The sequence below is a fragment of the Allomuricauda sp. F6463D genome, assembly GCF_023015965.1.
GTDB lineage: Bacteria > Bacteroidota > Bacteroidia > Flavobacteriales > Flavobacteriaceae > Flagellimonas.
The window spans coordinates 16,425-38,134 of the sequence record NZ_JALKAN010000002.1; the positions used below are offsets into that span (position 1 = coordinate 16,425).

General features: G+C 39.5%; 18 protein-coding genes. All 18 read right to left on the reverse strand.

The annotated features are described in order from the left end of the window. Positions 1-10: 10 nt before the first annotated feature. The 18 genes from MWU56_RS08655 to queG all read right to left on the reverse strand — a co-directional run bounded on the left by MWU56_RS08655 (position 11) and on the right by queG (position 21,641). A complete protein-coding gene (locus MWU56_RS08655; protein WP_247043753.1) occupies positions 11-1,240 on the reverse strand; it encodes an ABC transporter permease in 1,230 nt (409 codons plus the stop codon). Continuing rightward, positions 1,233-1,934 (reverse strand): ABC transporter ATP-binding protein, encoded by a 702-nt coding sequence (locus MWU56_RS08660; RefSeq protein WP_247043755.1) that lies wholly within the window; start codon positions 1,932-1,934, stop codon positions 1,233-1,235. The genes MWU56_RS08655 and MWU56_RS08660 overlap by 8 nt, the downstream gene beginning before the upstream one ends. A 276-nt stretch (positions 1,935-2,210) precedes the next feature. Continuing rightward, a complete protein-coding gene (locus MWU56_RS08665) occupies positions 2,211-2,423 on the reverse strand; it encodes a hypothetical protein (protein WP_247043756.1) in 213 nt (70 codons plus the stop codon). Positions 2,424-2,430: 7 nt separating this feature from the next. Continuing rightward, positions 2,431-2,967 carry a DUF420 domain-containing protein gene (locus MWU56_RS08670; RefSeq protein ID WP_247043757.1) on the reverse strand — a complete coding sequence of 179 codons (537 nt, stop codon included), beginning with the start codon at positions 2,965-2,967 and terminating at the stop codon, positions 2,431-2,433. Continuing rightward, complete coding sequence (locus MWU56_RS08675) at positions 2,964-3,707, reverse strand: SCO family protein (protein ID WP_247043758.1); 744 nt, start codon at positions 3,705-3,707, stop codon at positions 2,964-2,966. The genes MWU56_RS08670 and MWU56_RS08675 overlap by 4 nt, the downstream gene beginning before the upstream one ends. After that, on the reverse strand, positions 3,688-4,320 hold the full coding sequence (locus MWU56_RS08680; RefSeq protein ID WP_247043759.1) for a hypothetical protein: 633 nt from the start codon (positions 4,318-4,320) through the stop codon (positions 3,688-3,690). Before MWU56_RS08680 ends, MWU56_RS08675 begins: the two co-directional genes overlap by 20 nt. A gap of 69 nt (positions 4,321-4,389) precedes the next feature. Next, a complete protein-coding gene (locus MWU56_RS08685; RefSeq protein WP_247043760.1) occupies positions 4,390-4,773 on the reverse strand; it encodes a cytochrome C oxidase subunit IV family protein in 384 nt (127 codons plus the stop codon). Between the two features lie 14 nt (positions 4,774-4,787). Beyond that, positions 4,788-5,762 carry a cytochrome c oxidase subunit 3 gene (locus MWU56_RS08690; protein ID WP_247043761.1) on the reverse strand — a complete coding sequence of 325 codons (975 nt, stop codon included), beginning with the start codon at positions 5,760-5,762 and terminating at the stop codon, positions 4,788-4,790. A gap of 92 nt (positions 5,763-5,854) precedes the next feature. Then, entirely contained in the window at positions 5,855-6,436 is a 582-nt protein-coding gene (locus MWU56_RS08695; protein ID WP_247043763.1) for a heme-copper oxidase subunit III, read from the reverse strand. Between the two features lies 1 nt (position 6,437). After that, positions 6,438-7,340, reverse strand: a complete 903-nt coding sequence (cyoE, locus tag MWU56_RS08700; RefSeq protein WP_247043765.1) for a heme o synthase — start codon at positions 7,338-7,340, stop codon at positions 6,438-6,440. 155 nt (positions 7,341-7,495) lie between these two features. Continuing rightward, positions 7,496-8,200: an energy transducer TonB gene (locus MWU56_RS08705; protein WP_247043767.1), complete on the reverse strand. Its 705-nt coding sequence runs from the start codon at positions 8,198-8,200 to the stop codon at positions 7,496-7,498. A gap of 61 nt (positions 8,201-8,261) precedes the next feature. Continuing rightward, complete coding sequence (locus MWU56_RS08710) at positions 8,262-8,612, reverse strand: VanZ family protein (protein ID WP_247043769.1); 351 nt, start codon at positions 8,610-8,612, stop codon at positions 8,262-8,264. Between the two features lie 49 nt (positions 8,613-8,661). Next, entirely contained in the window at positions 8,662-9,042 is a 381-nt protein-coding gene (gene gcvH, locus MWU56_RS08715) for a glycine cleavage system protein GcvH (RefSeq protein WP_247043770.1), read from the reverse strand. An 89-nt stretch (positions 9,043-9,131) separates the two neighbouring features. Beyond that, the gene (gene sprA, locus MWU56_RS08720) at positions 9,132-16,235 is read right to left on the reverse strand and encodes a cell surface protein SprA (RefSeq protein ID WP_410548931.1); all 7,104 of its coding nucleotides are present in this window, start codon (positions 16,233-16,235) and stop codon (positions 9,132-9,134) included. A gap of 5 nt (positions 16,236-16,240) precedes the next feature. Next, positions 16,241-16,822 (reverse strand): Holliday junction branch migration protein RuvA, encoded by a 582-nt coding sequence (gene ruvA / locus MWU56_RS08725; protein WP_247043774.1) that lies wholly within the window; start codon positions 16,820-16,822, stop codon positions 16,241-16,243. 16 nt (positions 16,823-16,838) lie between these two features. After that, complete coding sequence (locus MWU56_RS08730; RefSeq protein ID WP_247043776.1) at positions 16,839-19,136, reverse strand: NADP-dependent malic enzyme; 2,298 nt, start codon at positions 19,134-19,136, stop codon at positions 16,839-16,841. 126 nt (positions 19,137-19,262) lie between these two features. Further along, entirely contained in the window at positions 19,263-20,588 is a 1,326-nt protein-coding gene (locus MWU56_RS08735) for an MFS transporter (protein WP_262917813.1), read from the reverse strand. 126 nt (positions 20,589-20,714) lie between these two features. Next, positions 20,715-21,641: a tRNA epoxyqueuosine(34) reductase QueG gene (gene queG, locus MWU56_RS08740; protein ID WP_410548932.1), complete on the reverse strand. Its 927-nt coding sequence runs from the start codon at positions 21,639-21,641 to the stop codon at positions 20,715-20,717. Positions 21,642-21,710 lie beyond the last annotated feature (69 nt).

Consider the following 21,710-nt stretch of genomic DNA (forward strand, 5'->3'; position numbering starts at 1 on the left):
AACCACATATCTATTTATCACTTAGTGCTACAATGGGTTTAACGTTTGCGGCTTTCATAGCTGGTAACAGTCCCGCCAATACTCCTGCAATTATTAGAATAATAGTGGCCGTGACCACTGTGGAAAGGTTTACCGAAGGATTGCTAAAAGCCGGCGTCTGAATCATTGGCCCTACTGCGGCCAATATCATCCAGGCAAACAACAGTCCCACGAAGCCAGAAATGGCAGTGATAAAAACGGACTCCAACAATACTAGGTTCACTATTTGACGGGGTCTTGCCCCAAGGGCTTTCCTCACCCCGATTTCTTTTGTTCTTTCCTTGATTGTAAATACCATGATATTACCGATGCCCACAATCCCAGCAATGAGTATTAAAAAGCCAACACCGATACCGATACCCTTCAGTACCGCGGTAAAGCTGCTGATATTATCAAATGCTTCTGCGTAGTTCCATACATAAAGACCGGCTTGATCTTCTGGATCAATTTTGTATCTGCGTTTCATAAGAATTTCCAATCGTTCCGAAAACTCCAGTGCTTTGGATAAATCGTAGGTTGGGTTATATGTCAATGCTATGACATTGATATCATTAGTATTTCCATAAATACGTTGATAAGTGCTTACCGGAGCGTACACCCTTCTTTCCGCATTATCGTCACCATCATCCGTAAAAACTCCAATTACTCTAAAAGGCAAACCATTGAACTCTATAAATTTCCCCAATGGTTCTTCCTTTTTAAAAAGGTCTTCTGCCACTTTTCTACCAATGACCGCAACTTTTGCCTTGTTGATGACATCGGCTTCGTTAATATACCGACCTGCGACTACCAATGTTTTTTCTATCGCTTGATGATCTGGATGGGTGGCGTGAACGGAATACGACCCTGTTTCGCTTTTATATCTTGCCGTTGCATTGGCGTAATATCTGGCACTTATGTATTCAATATCGTCCGGAAAGCTTTGTTTGATGTATTCTAAGTCTTCGTTCTTCAACTGGATACGTCTACCTGCTTCAAAACCGCCGTATGCCTTTGAAGTGGTTCCTGGACGCACAAAAATGGAGTTGGTGGCATCATCGTTAAATTGACCAGTGAAACCGTTTTGCATACCGTTTACCGAGGCGAGGAGCATCACCAAAATAAAAATGGCCCACCCCACGGAGAAACCTGTCAAAAAGGTCCTCAGCTTATTGGTCTTAAGCGTATTGAAAATTTCCTGCCAAATATCCCGATCAAACATATTGTTCCGCTCTTACCTGTTCGATTTTTTTATCCTCTACTATAATACCATCCTTTAGGTGTACTATACGTTTGCACATATGAGCAATATCCTCCTCGTGGGTTACCACCAAAATGGTATTGCCGTCATCATTAATTTTTTGGATAAGATCCATTACCTCGTAAGAAGTTTTACTGTCCAAAGCTCCAGTGGGCTCATCTGCCAATAGGACCTTGGGTTCTGCAGCCATGGCACGTGCAATGGCCACCCTTTGTTTTTGTCCTCCAGAAAGTTCACTGGGCAAATGGTGTGCCCAGGGTTTTAAGCCAACTCTTTCCAAATACTTCAAGGCTTTTTCTTGGCGTTCTTTTCTGGGTACTTTTTGGTAATACAGTGGAAGCGCTACGTTTTCCAAAGCGCTTTTATAATTTATCAGGTTAAAGGATTGAAAAATAAATCCCAAGAACTTGTTTCTATATTGGGCAGCTTTGGTTTCGCTCAAGTTTTTGATAGGTACACCATCCAAGGTATATTCCCCGGTGTCAGCGCCGTCTAACATTCCCAGAATGTTCAACAAGGTTGATTTTCCCGACCCTGAAGATCCCATAATGGCAACTAGTTCTCCTTCGCCAACATTAAAATTAATTCCTTTTAAAACATGGAGGGAGTTACTCCCCATTCTATAGGACTTATGAAGATCTTTAATTTCTATCATGATTGGTGTAGTTAGCTATCTTACTTTAACCTCTGCTAATAAGACTCAACTGTTGTTGATTTGTTACAAAAAGTTTTATTTTTTTTTTAACCTGTGATCAAAAGGATTGTGATTGTTCATAAAAACATGGTAGCTACATTTTCAATTAGTACCACAATTCACGTATCATTTATATACGAAAAACAATGGTTCGTAATTTTGATCAATGAATTACGCAAACGAACAGCATTAATCCAATTAAAGTAGCTTGAAGAGAAAATTCTTCACAAGGGTTTTCTAGCCTCTCATTTTTTTATAAATGAAATAAAATAGGCCAGCTATCAAAATGTAGGGAATTACCATTAGGTAAACAATTCCATTATTGATTGCTTCTGCTGTTTTTCCATCAGATTCGCTTTCCACAACTGCACGGCACATGGCACACTGTGCTTCCATAACAGTGGGAAGAACCAATAGAATAAGCAGTACAATCAAGAATTTTATTTTCATGGAAAAATTAATAAGGGTAATAAGGTGAAATCATGATATATACCAAAACGCCCGTAATCGCAACATACAGCCAGATTGGAAAGGTGTATTTGGCCCATTGCCTATGGCTTTCAAAATCATCCAAATAAACTTTGGAATACGTTATCAATACCAAGGGGATTACCGAGATGGACAACACTATGTGCGTCATCAAAATAAAATAATAAATAAATTTAATAGGACCCTCGCCGCCAAAAATAGTGGTTTCGGAAGTCATGTGATAGGCTACGTACATAACCAAAAACAGTGCTGACAATACAATATTGGCGGTCATTAATCTACGATGGATCAATTGACGCCCGTTTTTAATGGCTATAATAGCTATAATTAGTAAAATGGCAGTAAGGCCATTGATTCCTGCATATATTGGGGGCAAAAAAGACAATGGCTTTGCGTTTGGGATCTTATATCCAAACAATAAGGCGACTACCAATGGTATCGCGACTGAAGTAATGGTAATAAGTCTATTGTACCTTTTCTCTTTTATAGAAATCTCCTCTGTCATTCTTCCAACAGTTTTTTAATATCCTCTTTTAAGATGGTAATTTGTTGGGTCTCCCCCTCGGCGTTTACCCCTTGTTCCTCGGTAATGGTTCCTCGGTAATAAATAATCGGGTTACCAAATTCATCCTTACGTGAACGAATGTACCCATTTTTATCAACCAATGCGAACATACCGGAATGCTCAAAACCTCCAGGGGCTTCCTCATCTTCATTGGCAAAGATATAAAACCCTTCTTGCGCCAATTGATATATCTCATCTTGATTACCTGTAAGCAAATTCCAATCTTCATCGGTAATCCCATATTTGTTGGCATATTCAGTTAATACGGATGGGGTATCATATCTTGGGTTTATTGTAAAGGATGCAACTCCGAAATCATCATTATTTGGAAAAGTGTTTTGAAGTTCCACTAAGTTCTTGGTCATTACCGGGCAAATGGTAGGACAGGTAGTAAAAAAGAAATCGACCACATATACTTTGCCCAAATAGTCTTTATTGGTGACCAAAACGCTGTCTTGATTATAAAATGAAAAGTTGGGCACTTTTCGTTTTTCGCCTTGGTTCACAACAAAACCTACTTGTACATCTTTGGAACTGGCGCTTATGCGGTCGTTTTCGACAATTGTACCAGTTTTAACACGTTTAGTAATTTCGTAAACGGCAAATATTCCGAAAATTAAAATAATCGCAGAGACCCAAACGTAGGTGTGTTTTCTTTTATTATTTGCTCCTGTCGGCATTGTTCTTTTTTAAGGCCAAACGATATTCAGCCAAGATAATCTTGACATCGTCCACCATTTTATTATTCAATTCGGCTACGGAAGAGGTGTCAAAACCATATTTCACACCTTCATCTTCATCATCATTTCTCCCCCTTAACTTAAGGTCTTTGTCAATTATAAAAACATTGGGGGTGAATAAGTTTTCATCCAAATCTATATTTGTTTTTAATGATTTGAAAAACTCTTTTATTTCAGTTTCGGTACCAAAAGTAAAATGCCATTTGTCAACATCGGACAATTTGCCAAGTTCATTCTTCAATTCGGCTATTTGTTCTTCATACCCATTGGGAACGATCATTACAATTTGAAAATCGTTGAAATCGCCAAACCTTTTATATATTTTTTGGTTTAAATTAAAAGCATTCCCTTGCTTGGCATCAATATTGTTTCCCAAAAAACCCAAAATCGTGATTTTATCTTTGAGTTGTACAGTGGGGTGGAACGTGGAAACATTTGAAATGTTTTCACTAAGTACGGGCAAGCGTCCAAAATTATTTACCCCTGATGCAAAAAATAAATACACCACTACAGGGAGAATAAAAAGGACTGCTAAAACTATTTTCTTTTTCATAGTATTGAACCGTACAAAAATAAAAAAAGACGGTTGGAAAACCGTCTTTTTGTTCTGTTAAATAAGTTCTTAAAAGTCCCAGGTTATAAAACCATCCTTAAATACGCTATAGATGTAATCTGCTTCAAAAAGTAGAATAAACATTAAATAAAAAACAAGGAATACGGGAGTCCAAACAATTACCCTTCTCAAAGAAGTTTTCTCATCTCTTAGGTGCATAAAATCCCATGCAATATAATATGCCTTTACCAATGTTAAGATGATGAATATCCAGTTAAGCAACTTCATACCCAAAAAGTAGCTATGGGTAAGTGCCCTCGGCTTTATTATCCCCAATACAACTTCTATAATTGTTACTATGGAAAGGAAAATAAGTACACCCCAAATTTTTTGGGTGTTGGACTTAAATTTTAAAAGTCCTCTGAAAATTGCAAGTTTATGCTCGTGTGCCATTTATAGTCAATTTTTTAAACCAAATAAAAGAATGTAAATACGAATACCCATACCAAATCCACAAAGTGCCAGTACAGTCCAACTTTTTCGACCATTTCGTAATGGCCTCTACGTTCATAAGTACCCAATATTACATTAAAGAATATAATAATATTGATTACGATACCACTGAATACGTGGAATCCGTGGAATCCTGTGATAAAGAAAAAGAAATCGGCAAATAGTCTGTGCCCATATTCATTATGAACAAGGTTGGCCCCTTCAACCACTTGATTGGCATCCAGTATTTTTGCCAAGGATTCTTTTCTATCCAATAGGGTTTTTTCGCCCTCTTCGTTCAACTGTTCGGTACGAATTAAAATATTTGGCGTTGCTTTGAATCCTTCCACAACTTCATTTAAGGAGTAAGAGGTTTGGGATCCTTCCGCTTCAAACCAAATACCTTCACTCGATTGGTGTTTCACCCTTTCGCTTGGAAGTGTTTCGGCAAAATCGGCCAAAGCGGCTCTTTCACCTGTTTCTGCATTCACAAATTGAAGGATTCTACCTGAGTTGGTTTCTACGGCTCCGTAATCTCCTTTTATAAATGTTGCCCATTCCCATGCTTGCGAACCCACAAAGATGATACCACCAATTATGGTAAGAAACATATAAAGCGTAACCTTCTTTTGCTTTAATTTATGACCAGCATCCACAGCAAGCACCATGGTCACCGAGGACATAATCAAAATAAAGGTCATAAAGGCCACATAATACATGGGGTAGTTCCCATGGAAAAAAGGAACGTGCGTAAATACCTCATCGGCTATAGGCCATAGTTCTATGAACTTGAACCTTGAAAAGCCGTAGGCTATTAAAAATCCAGAAAAAGTCAAGGCATCCGACATGATAAAAAACCACATCATCATTTTTCCATAGCTAGCGCCCAGAGGTTTATTTCCACCTCCCCAAACACTGTCTTCTGTACCGGTACTTACCGTTGCATCCATATAAAAGGTCGTTTTATTAAAACTTTCACAAATTTACATTTTTTGATTTATTGGAAAAGATAAACTTGAATGAAAACTGCTTCAATCAAAATTTATTTCACGAAATACATAAATAGAATTAGATATACCCATATAAAATCCAAAAAATGCCAGAAAGTGGCTCCCAATTCCATCCCCAGCATATTTTCCGGGTTGTATTTATTTCCAATTTGCCGTACCAAAACCACCAAAAGTGTTACTAAACCAGCAACAACGTGTGCGATGTGTACCGCTGCCAACAAAAATACGTAGGACATTTTTATATTACTAGTAGGACCGGTAAAATAATATCCGCTCTCCAACATTTGTGAAAATCCGACAAATTGCAATGAGATAAAGGTAATTCCCAAGGCCAAAGTGGTGAACAAGAGTGTGGTTCCCAACTTTTGATTGTTTTTACCTACTGCCTTTTTTGCCATAAAATAGGTAATACTACTTAAAATTATTATGGCTGTACTTATAAAAAATGCACCTGGAAGCTCCAAATCGCTCACCCAATCCTCCCTTTTACTGCTTACGATATAAGCACTGGTCCAACCAGCAAAGCTCATAACCAAACTCACTATACCAAACCAGAGCATCATTTTTTTTGCTCTCGCATTCTTCTCTTTTGCTGTTCCTTGGGTCAAATCCATATTAACTTATAAACTTATCTATTACGTATACTATTTGAATCAATGATATGTAAGTAACACTGGCCAACATTAGCTTTCGAGCTGATGGATTGTCCCTATTCTCGTATAGTTTGAATGCAAAAAATAGCATCGCCAATCCAGCTAACAATACTATTGCTGCAGCGGAAATGGAAAGATGCAAACGTCCTGTAAAACCAAATACCGGAATAATTGAAATAACAATCATCCATATGGTATAAAGAATAATTTGCAATGCAGTGCCTTTATCTTTATTACCCGTAGGCAACATTTTAAACCCAGCTTGTTTATAGTCTTCATCAAGCATCCAACCAAGCGCCCAAAAATGAGGGAACTGCCAGAAAAATTGAATCATGAACAATGTACCTGGTTCTATACCAAATTCGTCAGTTGCAGCAACCCAGCCCAACATAAAAGGGATGGCTCCGGGAAACGCCCCAACAAAAACAGACAGCGGTGACTTGGTTTTTAATGGAGTGTACACACTAGTATACAAAAAGATTGAAATGGCTCCAAACATAGCCGTTTTTGGGCTTAGTGCAAAAAGTGCCAATATGCCAAGTATTGTGAGGAGTACCGCGATGATCATCGCAGTACTTACAGATATTCTACCTGAAGGGATAGGCCTATTTTTGGTTCGCTTCATTAAAGCGTCCAAATCTCTTTCTATAATTTGATTAAAGGCGTTTGATGCCCCTACCATACAGTAACCACCAAACATGAGCAAGAGTAAGGATAAAAGATCAATCTCATAGGCTCCCAACAGATATCCAGCAATGGACGAAAAAACCACACTGATAGCCAACCTAGCCTTAGTAATCTCCTTAAAATCAGTAAAGAGCAAGGAAAGGGTGTTATTTTTTACAGAACCTACGGCAGATTTCATCCACATGTTTATTGGCTGGCAAAGATAACGCCAGTGTACATCTTTTGCAACCAAAGACGATGTTTTATGATAGTTATGCTTAAAGCCAAAAAAGCCCGAGTGAAGATATCACCCGGGCTTTTTCCATTCCTGTCTCGACAGGAACAATATAAATTTTACTGCAACTTAAATGTAATTGGAATACTAAAAGGTACTTTTACTGCTCTACCTCTCTGTTTCCCAGGAGTCATATTTGGCAATTTTTTGATAATACGCATTGCTTCGGCCTCCAAGTTCTTGTCTGGTCCACGCATTCTAATATTACCTATACTACCATCTTGTTGAATAACGAAAATAACGCTTACCCTACCTTGAACACCCATTTCCTGAGCAATTTCAGGGTAACGGAAGTTTTTACGGATGTGTTTCTGCATCATTTCTTGGAAACAAGCTTTCTTATCACTTGCCCCTTCGCAACCTGGAAATACAGGAACATCTTCAATTACGGCAAAAGGAACACTAATATCCTCTTCCACCTCTTCAACTTCTACTTCTTCAATTTCAATTACCTCTTCCTCTTGACTTGTTTCCGTGGACTCGATAACGGTTTCTTCCACTTCTTCTTCATCTTCTACAACCTCGATTATTTCCGGGGCAGCAGGTGGCGGTGGCGGTGGCGGTGTTTTAATTTGCTCGGTCATTGGCACTTCTTCATCCAATTGGTCTTCAACATTCATTGAAATGTCGTAGTTACTGACCTCGTCATATTTTTTCCACTCCATGGCTCCGTAGACCAAAGCCAAAACAGCTGCCAATCCTATAACAAAATAGAGTGCACTGTTTCTACCTACGTCCGCTTTTGGGTTCTTTTTTGGTTCCATCCTTTTTCCTTTTCTAAATTTAGTGTTTGCTAATTTAATTATTAATTGGTTAAATAAACAATTAAAATTTCCATTTTAACGGGTTTTTCTTGGAAAAACCCCATCTAATCAACCCAATCCCTGCAAATGTGCCTAAAATATTGGCTAATACATCACCAAATTCGGCCATTCTATCCGTTGTAACGGTATACTGTAATATCTCAATAATTATGCCATAGACAATAGCTGTAATCACCACAATCCTAATAGTTCTATTTATATTTAAGACTCCATTAGTTCGCTCACGAAAACATAACACTCCCAAAAAAGCGAACCCAGAATAAAATATAAAATGTGTGATTTTATCGGCGTATGGGACATTTAAACTTCCTGTATCCAAATCCATACCCGAGAAAGAAAATAAGCTGAGCATTGTTATGAACATTGCCCAGCTTACAAACAGTATTGTGTATTTGTATTTTTTAAGCACCTATCAATGCCTTGTAATCTTCAGCACTCATAAGGCCATCTATTTCCGAGGCCTCACTGATTTTTATTTTTATCATCCAACCATCGCCATAAGGGTCTGAATTCACCTTTTCGGGCTCATCTTCCAGAGATTCATTAAACTCAACTATCTCTCCACTCAATGGTAAAAAAAGATCTGAAACTGTTTTCACGGCTTCAACAGTACCAAATACCTCTTCTTTATCCAATGTTTCATCCAAAGTCTCCACTTCCACATAAACTATATCTCCAAGTTCACTTTGGGCAAAATCGGTAATACCTACGGTGGCGATATCTCCATCCACCTTAATCCACTCATGGTCTTTTGTATACTTTAATTCTGATGGTATGTTCATTACTATATATTTGAATTAGTCAATGAACAAATGTAATGGATCGCTGAAAGCTTTTCAAAGAAACTTTTTGACAAAAAAAGAAAAGTGAATTAGTTACCAAAGTTATACCTCAGTGTAAAGCCGGCATTAATTGTCGTCTGCGGAAATGCGGTGGAGACTGCAAATTCCGAAAAAGAATGGTCGTAAAAGAACAACGCATTTAAACTTTTGCTTAAAGCATAGTCGGCCGTGAACTTTACGGACATTAATTTTTGACCGGAGGTAATTTGATTGTTATCGATATCCAAATTACGGATAATGGTTATATTATCTCTAAGTGAAAGATCTGCTTTAAGGTTTAAATCTCCTTTTAAACGTGTTTTTTCACCACCAATATTGGTCACAAAGTTTACATCTTTAAAGCGATACCCAAGTCCCAATGTAAATTCATTTCCATTAATCTCTGTCAAAAGATTGTTATCAAAACTAAGGGACAAAGTTCTACTTGTCCTCACTTCGGCCAAGAAACTAAACGAATTTTGCATTTCGAAATCCACCCGCATTAAAGGACTAAACTCATCGGTAAGCACTACATTATTAATAAGGGTACTAGGCAGCAAGTCTCCATTTTCCGAATCAAAAGTAGTGTTCTGGCGCTCCAAATTCGTCTGAAAGGAGTTGACACTATATGCCGCACGATATCCATGGCTCAAGGAAAAACGCTTGAATTTCTTTTTAAACCATCGGTTCTTCATTAACCCCGTATACTTAAGGTTCCAGTTTGGGATTGGGATATCCCTGAAGGCATCCATGTTCACTCGTTCAACATCTTGACCTGTATAGGCGGCAAAGAAAGCCGGCAGTAATACATCTTGTTGGGTTTTTCCATAACGCTCCGGAAACCCATCCTCATCCAGTTCACCTAAGTTTTCTCCTCTATCGGAGACCAACCTATTAGCTATGGTTATCCTGTTTTGCTTGAACTGTTCAAATGTTTCCGAATCAAATTCATCGCTTTTATTGAACACCGTCCCAATCATTACCGTGGAAATACTAAAGTTCCCCATTTCATTGATCAATCCATCTTGACCGTTCATCCATTTTTCCGGACTGTAACTTTCTTGGGAGGAACTCATATAATTTCTATCGGCACTTAAATCTATGGTCAAATCCTGAGTAGGTTGTGCAGTTGCAGTAATATTTAATTGTTTGTTCATATTTTGCATAAACTGCGTGCTGTATTCGGGATAACCGGTCAACCAACCATTACGGGCCGCTTCAAAACGCACGTCGGATTGACTTCCAAAAACAAAACCTAAGGTTGGGCGGGTTGTTCCAATGAATCCGATTGACTGTGTGTAACCGGGCAGCACTGTTCCCCTGTTTTCACTATAGTTCACATTCACCCGTTTTACCATGGTAATGATATCCACTAAAGTATTAAACCCTTTGCTAGTTTTGCGAGGACCATTGGAGCCAGTATCGTTTACAGGATTACCGGCCTTGTCCCTTCTTACCGGAGGCTGATTGGTATTTACTTTGCCATTACGCTTTTTTAGACCCAAAAAGTCATAAAAACGCTGCATGCTCATATTCGCTGTTAGATTGTGGGTGCTGGCATTCTGAACCACATTGATATCTTCATTGGCCACCTCGCGCAATGCATCTCCTCCTCGTTGCCAATCAAAATTACTGGTATAGGTATATTGTGCATTTATAAAGTTGAGGAAAGGAATTTTACTAAAAGGAAGCTCGTAATTCAACTGCATTTGTTGGGCATGCCTATTGGGCTCTCCTATATCAAAAAAACCATCCCAGAGATCAAGTGCCTCATTTATTCCTGAGTCGGTGTCATCGTCCACATTAAAATAATTACGGACTATATTATTATTGGAAGAGGTTAAATTCAATCTCAAGGATTTGGTAATACTATAATTGAGCGCGTATTGCCAATTAAACAAATAATTACGCTGTTGCAGTAACGGAAGTTCTAACGCATCCACTCCTGGCTCCAAGACATCCCGGTACCTTTGTTGGTTAAAGGAACGGTTATAGTTGGTGTTAACGGAAAGGCTGGTCGGCAATACATTAAAGTTCAGATCTTTTAACCACTGCCAATATTTACCTGTTAACATTGAGTCTTTTTTGGCGAATGGTGCCACAGGTGCGGGTTTAAAATTATGATTGTAGACAAATCCTGTTGAAATATTTTGATCCCTAAGCTCGGCCACCTCAAAATCCCGATGATCTGTTTCGTTGTATGAGTAATTAAAGGTGAAATTTTCCACATCGAAGAAATTTTCCTCTGCTTCTTCTCCTCTATTTTTTCTGACACCAATTAAATTAATACTCGTACGCTTGGTATAATCTTCTGCTTGTTCTTTGATTGTTTCGGCCTCCTCTGCTGTTGCCGCAGCTGCAATCCTATCATCCAATTTTAGATCATCGTATACCGGGTCATATTCTGGAGTAATCAGGGTTTCTGAAATCCCATAATTAAACGGCAATTGCAAATTCCACTTTTTTGGAAATAATTGTCCCACATTTACATTTGTCACCACATCATAGGAGATGGCATCTTCCAAAGCACGTTCGGTCGGGGTCTGATCTATAGACCCAAAGCCCGAAGTACTCCTGCTCCCAGTAGCCGTTACATTCGCAAAATCGGCCATGTTAGCATCCAAAGCTGCAGTTGCGGCCCATCCTCCACTATTTTCAAGACCAACCAAGCGAAGTTCATTGAACCACACTTCTCCACGGGCCGGAATATTATCAATATTTTTAATACCAACCATCATTCCACGGATACTGCCCAAAGAGGGGTTTCCTCGAATCCCTATTCTAACCCTACCCAATGTACGTGGAGCAAATTCATCCACCAGAACTGCCTCACCATTTATAATCTCATAATAGTTAATATCATTTAAGGTCTGATCAGAAATCCCTTTTGATTTTACTTTGTTCAAATCACTTAATGCCACATCGAGCTCGTTGACATCCGGCCAAACTTCTTCTGCCGAGGATGCTCCAAACGAAGTAAATTGAAGCGGCAACTCTATCTGATAAAAGTTTTCCGAAAAATCGGTGCCAATCCTTAAGAAACCGACCAATGGCGTATCGCTATCGGAATAATCTGCATTGAATATTTTTTCTGAATGCATGAACATTTTTAAACGTTCGTACTGGCGCACATCAATGTTCACATTTTTAAATACTCCTCGGGAATCCTCAGGTTCCAAATTTTCCACCACAAATGATAACGATTGCTCATTTTGTCGGATAATCGTATTGTTATTGTTCAATTGTTCACGAACCACCCCAGGAGGCAAAACATATGGTATGGGCTGTCTCCCATAGTTTTCTTCAATGTTAACCGTGTTCACATCGGTTACGGTAGCATCATCCGAGGGGTCATTGTCCACATCGGGCTGCAAAGAGTTGGTATACGTCCTCCAATCACCACGCACCAAATCCAAAGTTGCAAAACGCAAGGAAACATCACTAGTAAATCCAGTAAGATACATGCGCATAAAGCTAATGGACCTAAAATCCGAAATTCCACCGACCGCATCGGTAAAATCACTCAAAGGAATTTTATATTGAATCCATCTTCGGTTCAATTGGGTACCGTTGGGCAATGTTGGAGTTTGTCCTTCACGGATATCGGTTACGTACTGATCATCTATAGTGGTATTGGGTTTAATTTGGATTCGGTATTCATAATAACTATTCACCGTATTCATTGTCAAATCCCTATCAATATCTTCAACATCGGGCAAGGTGGTGGAACCTCTATTGGTATCGGTAACAGCAACTGGAGAGTTCCCTTGCGTATTATTAAAGTCCAAATAGCGTTCTAGGATTCCTCCATCCCGGTTTAAATAATATTGATAATTATCCAAAGCAGGATCTTCCGCTGGCCCGTTATAAATGGCCGCTTCTGCAGTATCATTCAATCCGTCCAGCCCTACATCTTGAAGAGTCCTATTGGTTTCATCAGCATCAAAGGCATATACCAAAGATTGTGTGGAAGGTACTTGTCCCCAAATAGTTTCCCTTGGCACTTCGTTGTTGGTGCTTGCCGGCAGTCCATTTTCGTATTGCTTTCTTCCATCCTTTAAGATGTCCTCAGAAATATTTCCCAAATTAAAGATCAACTCTCCAGCATTGGAATCAGTAGTTTCACCGTCAACATACGGATCTAAGACCCAAAACTGAACAAACTCCACGTTGGACTGCTCAAAATTGGTACTACTTAACGGTCTCATAATACCCGCCCATTTTGCTTCTGGGGTTTCTGACTCGAAACTAGGGTTGGCGTTATATGGTCCTTTTTGGTTAGGATAGTATACTACATCCAAAGTACTCTGTACTTGGGTTTGTCCTTGTGCAATATCTGTTTCGGTAAACACTTCATCAATAAAAACCCTACGAGTAGCGTTCAAAGAAATATCGTTGTCAGACATTCCAGAAGGTCTTTGGTTGGTGTAAAAAATGGGGTCAATAGTATACCAGGCCATTTTTGCCCGCTCGTGCCCCACATCAATACCTGTTCTATCATCCACAAATTCCACGGGCGGACTTGCCAACGTCCATCCCAATGAGGAACGGATGTCGATCAGAGCCTGTGCGCCTTCAAAATCATCCAAATAAGTTGTGGTTTCACCTTCGAAATCTGCGTTTTTTGGTGAATTGGGTCTTAAAAATGCTACTTCGCCTCGCAAGGACAGGTTGGAGGGCACATCCGTATCAATGTTCGGCAATTTATTTGCCAGTCGAGTCAAAAGAGGGATTTCGGTGCTAAAATTTCCATTTAAACCGAAAATGGTATTGTTCACTGGCTCTATGCCATAGTTAGATTTTTGGGTAAGTGGTCGCTCATTCAAATTAAGCATGGTCCCTCCCAAAACAAATTTATCATTGAATTTATGCTCAACATTTACCCCTGCAAACCTTCGTGTTTGTTGACCGAACACAGCATTATTTTCTACAGAAATATTTATCGGTGTATTGGATGCTTCCAAACTGGGGTCCAATAATTGAACTGTTCCCGCTTGATAATTAACCGTATAATCGATTCCTTCTTGTAATTGACGACCACCAGCAGTTACGTTTACGGAACCTTGTGGCACATTGAAAGCTCCAATTGGAATGCCATTGCCAGATTGTGAAGTGTACTGCCCTTTTATCTGGAAACGATTCTTTTCGGCATCCTGTAAAGAAGCTGCTTTGGTCTTGGCATACATATTCCGGAACACATACCGTGCTTGGTTAGCGTTATATCCCTGATCGTTGTCCACATCATACACACCGCCACCTAAAACTTCAAATAGATATTCTCCAAACGGTTCTGTCTTTGTAAAGATTATACGTCCAGATTGTGAATCCACAGTGATTCCTTCCACATAATCAAAAAATCCATCACCTCCAGCTTGCACATCATTATAAGTGTTCAAACGGTCCAAATTAAACACGTTGAGCAATATTTGATCCTCCAAACCTATTGGCCAACTAGCATTGGGGTCCACAGGAGTTATATAATTTCTTGGCGTAGGATCGGAATATAGGATGTTCAGTTTAAAATCTTCTTGATTTAATTGATAGGCTCCGGTCGAATAGATATTTTTCATCATCAGATCCCAAATAGGATCTTGCACATTAGTAATGTTGCTCTTTAATAGTTTTAAGACCAATGAATTGTTTTCGATAAAACTGGAATCTAGAGAAACTGATGTTGCATCGACACCTCCATTGGCAAATTCACCAACTTGATATACTTGTCCATTATAGGTATATTGAAAAGCAACACCAAGCACCTCGTCGTTACTCAGACTTTGGCTCAAGGAAATGTATCCCAACTGCGAATCAAATTCATAATCCCTTCCTGGTTCGAGCTTTCTGGCATTTTCCAAAATAGCGTAGTCAAAACCTTGATTTACGTTATATCCAGGAACATTAAAACCTGCTTCTACCGTGGCAATATCTCGAATGGATTGCGTAAGCGCTCCGGATCCAATTTGATTGGGGTCATAAGCGTTTGCAGCATTTTGAGGCAACCCGGTTGCCACTGCCGATGCATTGAAAAAACCAGCTGGATCCCCGTTGTTGGCTCCAATACGGGTATTGTCGGAAATGGCTTCCCCAAGATCCTGTATTGCCACTACATTTCTTACATTTTGTGTTTGTTGGTTCCTATTGGTCACCCAAACTTCTAGTCGGGTAATTTGCACCTGACTTTGAATAAAGGGATAAAATTCAAGGGCACGGTCATACGTATCACGGAAATAATGCGCTAAAAAAAAGTGACGGTCTTCATCATAATCCAATGCGGTAAGCGAAAATTCATTTACTGTTCCTCCACCTTGGGCCACCACCGTATTACTTTGTGAGCGTTGTTCAGAAAAAACTGCAGTTACGGTAGTTTTACCAAATTGCAACTGTGTTTTTACACCAAATAAGCTCTGCGCCCCAGTAATGAGCGAACTGTTTAAAGGCATACTTACATTTCCCACCTCTATCTTACGGAGAATATCGTCTTCCGTTGGGGTGTAATCTAATTTTACTAGGTTCTGAAAATCGAAAGTTGCTTCGGTATCATAGTTGGCGGTTACCTGAAGTCGTTCTCCCACTTTCCCCAATAAACTTAGACTTATTCGTTGATCAAAATCAAAAGAGAGGTTTGTTCTGTTTCTTGGTGATAGTGCAGGATTATCATTTTTTTGCCATAAAACACCGAGGTCCATAGCAACGGACCCTTGTGGAATTACCTCAATAGTACTTCCTCCAAAAATAGTTTCAAAAAAGTTACTGTTCACATAAAAGTTGGGCAAAAGATTTTTCCTAGCTTCCTCGCTGCCCTCCTTCTTTCCAGCATAGGCATCCGCTTTTTGTTTGAAGTAGGATTTCATTTGCTCCTTTTCAACAAGATCGTAGTATTGTTCAGGAGTGAGAATTACCGGATAGTTGACATTGAAATCGCCAATACTTTCGGTATAGACATAAGTGTTCGTTTCCGAATCGTAGGTATATTTTGCAACAATGCTATCAGGGTTTTCCATGATAAGGCGACCAAGCTCAACTCCTGTCTTTACAGAATCCTGTGCCTGCTCGTTGGTTTCCTGTGCCATTATTGTGGATATGGACAGCAAACAAACAACAAAGAAAATGTACTTAAAACGTATTGGTTTAAGTATTGGTTTTGCCCCTTTTTTCAAACTAGTTACAAATTTTTCAGCGCCAGTTTAATAATGTTCTCTACGCTTATCGAAGTGTCTTGGGAAAGTACCTTGTCAACCACCTTTTCAGATTGCTTTCTGGTAAAACCAAGAACCTCTAAAGCAGATAACGCTTCTTCTTTATTTGTATTGTTTGATTTTTGTGAAACTTCACCGATGTCGTAGACTTTTAAAATCTTGTCCTTTAAATCCAAGATTACACGCTGGGCCGTCTTTGCGCCAATCCCTTTCACTGACTGGATTGTTGGCACATCCTCATTGGCAATGGCATCCCTTACATCGGAAGGGGACAAGGAAGATAACATGGTGCGCGCTGTGCTTGCACCAACACCAGATACAGAAATCAATAAACGAAAAACTTCTCGTTCCGATTTCTCAGCAAAACCGAATAGGGTATGAGAATCTTCCTTGACCAATAATTCGGTATAAATAAATATGTTCTCCTCATCAGAAAGCAAGGAAAAAGTATGCAAAGAAATGTTTAAGAAATAACCCACGCCACCACATTCCACTATGGCATATGTTGGCGTTTTCTCTACAAGTTTTCCTCTTAAATGGGCAATCATCAACTATTCGTTTTAGTTATTTCCCTTGCATTTTTGCTTTCTTTCTTTTTTCTCGTTCTTGGGCATCGATTACAGCAACGGCGGCCATATTGACCATTTCATCTACACTGGCGCCCAACTGCAAAATATGTGCAGCACGAGTTAATCCAACCATGATTGGCCCTACGGAATCAGCATTGTTAAGGCCTTTTAATAATTTATACGTAATGTTGGCAGATTCTAAATTAGGAAAAACTAAGGTATTTACTTTTTTTCCTGATATTTTAGAAAATGGAAAGTTATTATTACTCAATTCAGGGTCTAAAGCAAAGTCTGTCTGAATCTCTCCATCTACTACCAGTTCAGGATTTCTTTCATGAAGAATCTGAACAGCTTCTCTGACCTTTCGTGCATTGGGATGACTTGAGGACCCGAAGTTAGCATATGAAAGTAGTGCCATTACTGGTTTAAATCCAAAAGTTTTGGCCACATTGGCCGTCATCTGGGCAATTTCAGCCAATTCTTCAGCATTGGGATCAATATTTATTGAGGTATCTGCCAAAAAGAGTGGACCGCGATCTGTGATCATAATGTTCACTGTACTGGCATTTTTTACATTTTTCGCTCTTCCCAAAACTTCAAATACAGGTCGCAATACTTTTGGATATGCTCTGGAGTAACCGGAAATCATACCATCGGCATCTCCCTCTTTGAGCATCATAGCACCAAAATAGTTCCGTTTGCCCATATTAACGCGAGCGCTATATTTAGTCTCTCCTTTTCGTTTTCTCAATTCCCATAACCTCAAAGCATATTTAGACCTTATTTCACTAAACTCATCGGAACGGGGATCTATAATCGGCACCTCTGCATCAAAATCCAGTTCTTTCTTTAAATTCTCTATAGTCTGCTTATCACCTAACAAAATTGGGGTGGCAATTCCTTCATCATACACAATTTGTGCAGCTTTCATCACGTCCAGCAATTCGGCTTCTGCAAAAACAATACGCTTAGGATTTACCTTTGCCCTATTGTGCAATAATCGAACTACTTTGTTATCATTACCAGATCTCAGATACAACTCTTCTTCATAACGATCCCAATCTTGTATTGGTAACCTAGCCACTCCACTTTCCATAGCGGCCTTTGCTACTGCAGGTGGAATTTTGGTGATCAATCTAGGGTCGAAGGGTTTTGGAATGATATACTTTCCGCCAAAAGTCAGCCTTGTGGCATCATAGGCTATGTTCACCTGCTCGGGTACTGGCTCACGAGTCAATTCGGCCAACGCGCGAACCGCAGCCATTTTCATCTCTTCGTTTATTTTAGTGGCCCGTACATCCAACGCCCCCCTAAATATAAAAGGGAAACCCAACACGTTGTTTACTTGATTGGGGTGATCGGAGCGGCCAGTTGCCATTATAATATCTTTTCTTGTCTTGCATGCCAAATCATACTCAATTTCTGGGTCTGGGTTGGCCATTGCAAAGACAATTGGGCTCTCCGCCATGGAAGTGAGCATTTCTGGAGTTACAACATTAGCAATGGATAGTCCGATAAACACATCGGAATCTTTCATAGCTTCTTCTAAAGTATCAATCTTTCTATCGCTTGCAAATTCCTTTTTCTGGGAAGTAAGGTTTTCTCTATCACTACGGATAACGCCTTTACTGTCCAACATGACAATATTTTCAGATCTTGCTCCAAAGGCCTTGTACAAGCGCGTACAGGAAACTGCTGCTGCACCGGCTCCACTCACTACAATTTTGACCTCTTCAATTTTCTTGTTGGCAATTTCCAAGGCATTCAACAATGCCGCAGCCGATATTATTGCAGTACCGTGCTGGTCATCGTGCATCACTGGAATATCCAGCTCCTCTTTTAATCTACGTTCTATTTCAAAAGCTTCAGGAGCTTTAATATCCTCAAGGTTGATACCCCCAAAAGTTGGAGCTATCGCTTTAACTGTCTCAACAAACTTATCAACATCGGTAGCATCAAGCTCTATGTCAATGCCATCGATATCCGAAAAAATCTTAAATAGAAGACTTTTACCTTCCATTACCGGTTTTGAAGCTTCGGGGCCTATGTTGCCCAAGCCCAAAACTGCCGTACCATTGGAAATTATGGCAACAATATTTCCTTTGGCGGTATACTTATATACGTCATCTTTGTTCTTTTCAATCGCCAAACAGGGTTCCGCGACCCCAGGGGAGTATGCTAATGCCAAATCCCTTTGCGTGGAATAAGGCTTTGTTGGTACTATTTTTATTTTTCCTGGTTGTGGCTTTGCGTGGTATAGCAATGCTTCGCGACGTTGTTTTTCCTTGCTCATATGATCTAAAATGAAGACGTAAAGTTAGGGTATTCCTCGGTTTTATCAGAACATCTATAAAATCAAATTTCGACAAAAGTAAGAATCAAAAAAATAACGTCAGCTAATCTACTGCCATGCCATCAGTTATGAATCCAACGCATGTTGTTCCTTTGCTTTTGTCACACTAAGGCGCATGGCCAAAATAGCTGCAATGGCAAAAAACACGGCTGCAAAGAGCATGGCGTTTACAGAATTTGCACCTAAAAAGTTTTTAAAAATAGCTCCAAAGGTGAGTGTTTGTATACCCATTGGGATTACGATCATCATATTTAATATACCCATATATACACCTCTTCGTTCTTGAGGTACAATTTTGGAAACCATACTATAGGGAATACCCATCATTGCGGCCCACCCAATACCGAACAGCACCATAGGGAACAATACGTAAACCGGATCTTGGATATAAGGTATTGCAAACAGGGCCATTGCAGTGCCGAACAAGCTTAACGCATAGACCTTTTTTCCGCCATATTTTAATGTAAGAGGAACCAATACTAAAGCAACCACCGCCGTAACAACATTGTACGTAGTACTCATTTTAGCTGCTTGGGCAGCAGCCTCTGAAGTATCAAAACCAAGTGACACTCGAAACAAAGGGGTGATAAATTGCCAGTATACAAAAAGGGCGTACCATTGAAATAAATATACTGCGGAGAGTTTCCACATAAACTTGGGCATCTCCTTAATTGCTTGTGCTATTTCCCTAAACGGCACCTTGAACCTTTCCGCAAAAGAAAGAGCCTTATGTTTATTGATTTCGTGTAGCTCCTCATCTGTCGGTGGAATTTCCGGTGTTTTTAAGACCGACCACAAAATAGTAGCAATGGAAAGAAATGACCCTATGAAAAAGGAGTAATACAACCACTTAGGAACAGTTCCCTCTACTTCTTGACCTCCTCCGAACCAGTCTTGGAACAAAAAAATGGAAGCGTTGGCCAAAAGTATACCCGCCCCAACAAAAAGGCTCTGCATTTGATAACCAATACTGAGTTGAGATTCGGGCAGTTTATCGCCCACAAATGCACGGTATGGTTCCATAGCCATGTTGTTCCCGACATCCAAAATCCACAACAATCCCACTGCGAACCATAAAGTCGGACTTAAAGGAAAAGCAAATAGACACAAACTTCCGAGTATGGCACCAATTAAAAAGAAAGGTTTCCTCCTTCCCCACCTTGGCGACCATGTTTTGTCCGATATGGCACCAATAATCGGTTGTACTATTAATCCCGTTACAGGACCTGCTATATTCAAAATTGGGAGTATTTCCTCTTTGGCTCCCAAAAAGAGAAATATTGGGTTAATCGCACTTTGTTGAAGTCCAAAACTATATTGAATCCCAAGAAATCCAACATTCATATTAAAAATGTGCCAAAAACTTAATTTGGGTTTTTTGATTTTAATCATTCTTTAGGTTTAGCTGGTCCTCAAAAAAATCCTTACATAAATATAATTAATTCAAAAACATTGTTCAATATAATGTTTTTTCTGCTTGGGGTGTGCACACGCTTACTGTTTTGAATTTACCTACAGCTATTTCTTTTTCCTCAGAAATTCAATGTTTTGTTTAAGACCCGAGAATTTGGTTCTTTTTACCGCAGATTTTTTAAAAACTTTTTTAAAAACATCTTCCGTAATTTCTTCCCAATCCTTCTTGGTAAACGACAAAAGTTCTGGATTTGGATTAAACAGGGGCTCGCTATGTGATTTGGAAAAACGGTTCCAAGGGCAAACATCTTGACAAACATCACAGCCAAACATCCATTCATCCAGTTTTCCTTGAAACTCGTTCGGAATCTCGTTTTTTAGTTCAATTGTAAGGTAGGATATGCATTTACTTCCATCTACTTTATAAGGCTCCACAATGGCTTCCGTGGGACAAGCATCGATACAGGCGGTACAAGTGCCACAATGATTGGTTACAGGAGTATCGTATTCGAGCGCTAAATCCACTATAAGTTCGGCCACAAAATAAAAAGAACCTACTTGCTGGGTAAGTAAGTTACTGTGCTTACCAATCCATCCAAGGCCACTTTTCGCCGCCCAAGCCTTATCTAATACGGGAGCCGAATCCACAAAAGCCCTTCCGTGTACCTCACCAATTTCTTCTTGAATGAAATGGAGCAAATCCTTTAGTTTATCCTTTATCACAAAGTGATAATCCATTCCATATGCGTATTTGGAGATTTTGTAAGAATCAGAATTCTGCTCTTCGGAAGGAAAGTAATTCAATAGTAATGAAATAACCGACCGGGAACCCTCCACTAATTTCGTTGGGTCCAATCGTTTGTCAAAATGGTTTTCCATGTACTGCATTTCACCATGCATATTCTGGTTGAGCCATTTTTCTAATCGAGGGGCTTCTTCTTCAAGAAATTCAGCTTTGGAAATGCCACATGATAAAAATCCGAGACGCTTGGCTTCGGCCTTAATCAATTGTGTATGTTCTTTGGTTTTCACCAAGCTAAGATAGCTATAGTTTTACCCAATTATGTAGGTTTACAACCACAGGCGTGATCGTGAAGAATA

Excerpts from the sequence above, each read along its gene's own strand:
- MWU56_RS08670 (WP_247043757.1), bottom strand. The coding sequence starts at position 2,967 with ATGACAGAGGAGATTTCTATAAAAGAGAAAAGGTACAATAGACTTATT.
- MWU56_RS08695 (WP_247043763.1), bottom strand. The coding sequence starts at position 6,436 with ATGGATTTGACCCAAGGAACAGCAAAAGAGAAGAATGCGAGAGCAAAA.
- MWU56_RS08665 (WP_247043756.1), bottom strand. The coding sequence starts at position 2,423 with ATGAAAATAAAATTCTTGATTGTACTGCTTATTCTATTGGTTCTTCCC.
- MWU56_RS08710 (WP_247043769.1), bottom strand. The coding sequence starts at position 8,612 with ATGCTCAGCTTATTTTCTTTCTCGGGTATGGATTTGGATACAGGAAGT.
- MWU56_RS08705 (WP_247043767.1), bottom strand. The coding sequence starts at position 8,200 with ATGGAACCAAAAAAGAACCCAAAAGCGGACGTAGGTAGAAACAGTGCA.
- MWU56_RS08655 (WP_247043753.1), bottom strand. The coding sequence starts at position 1,240 with ATGTTTGATCGGGATATTTGGCAGGAAATTTTCAATACGCTTAAGACC.
- MWU56_RS08660 (WP_247043755.1), bottom strand. The coding sequence starts at position 1,934 with ATGATAGAAATTAAAGATCTTCATAAGTCCTATAGAATGGGGAGTAAC.
- MWU56_RS08675 (WP_247043758.1), bottom strand. The coding sequence starts at position 3,707 with ATGCCGACAGGAGCAAATAATAAAAGAAAACACACCTACGTTTGGGTC.
- MWU56_RS08690 (WP_247043761.1), bottom strand. The coding sequence starts at position 5,762 with ATGGATGCAACGGTAAGTACCGGTACAGAAGACAGTGTTTGGGGAGGT.
- gcvH (WP_247043770.1), bottom strand. The coding sequence starts at position 9,042 with ATGAACATACCATCAGAATTAAAGTATACAAAAGACCATGAGTGGATT.
- MWU56_RS08735 (WP_262917813.1), bottom strand. The coding sequence starts at position 20,588 with ATGATTAAAATCAAAAAACCCAAATTAAGTTTTTGGCACATTTTTAAT.
- MWU56_RS08685 (WP_247043760.1), bottom strand. The coding sequence starts at position 4,773 with ATGGCACACGAGCATAAACTTGCAATTTTCAGAGGACTTTTAAAATTT.
- MWU56_RS08730 (WP_247043776.1), bottom strand. The coding sequence starts at position 19,136 with ATGAGCAAGGAAAAACAACGTCGCGAAGCATTGCTATACCACGCAAAG.
- MWU56_RS08680 (WP_247043759.1), bottom strand. The coding sequence starts at position 4,320 with ATGAAAAAGAAAATAGTTTTAGCAGTCCTTTTTATTCTCCCTGTAGTG.
- cyoE (WP_247043765.1), bottom strand. The coding sequence starts at position 7,340 with ATGAAATCTGCCGTAGGTTCTGTAAAAAATAACACCCTTTCCTTGCTC.
- ruvA (WP_247043774.1), bottom strand. The coding sequence starts at position 16,822 with ATGATTGCCCATTTAAGAGGAAAACTTGTAGAGAAAACGCCAACATAT.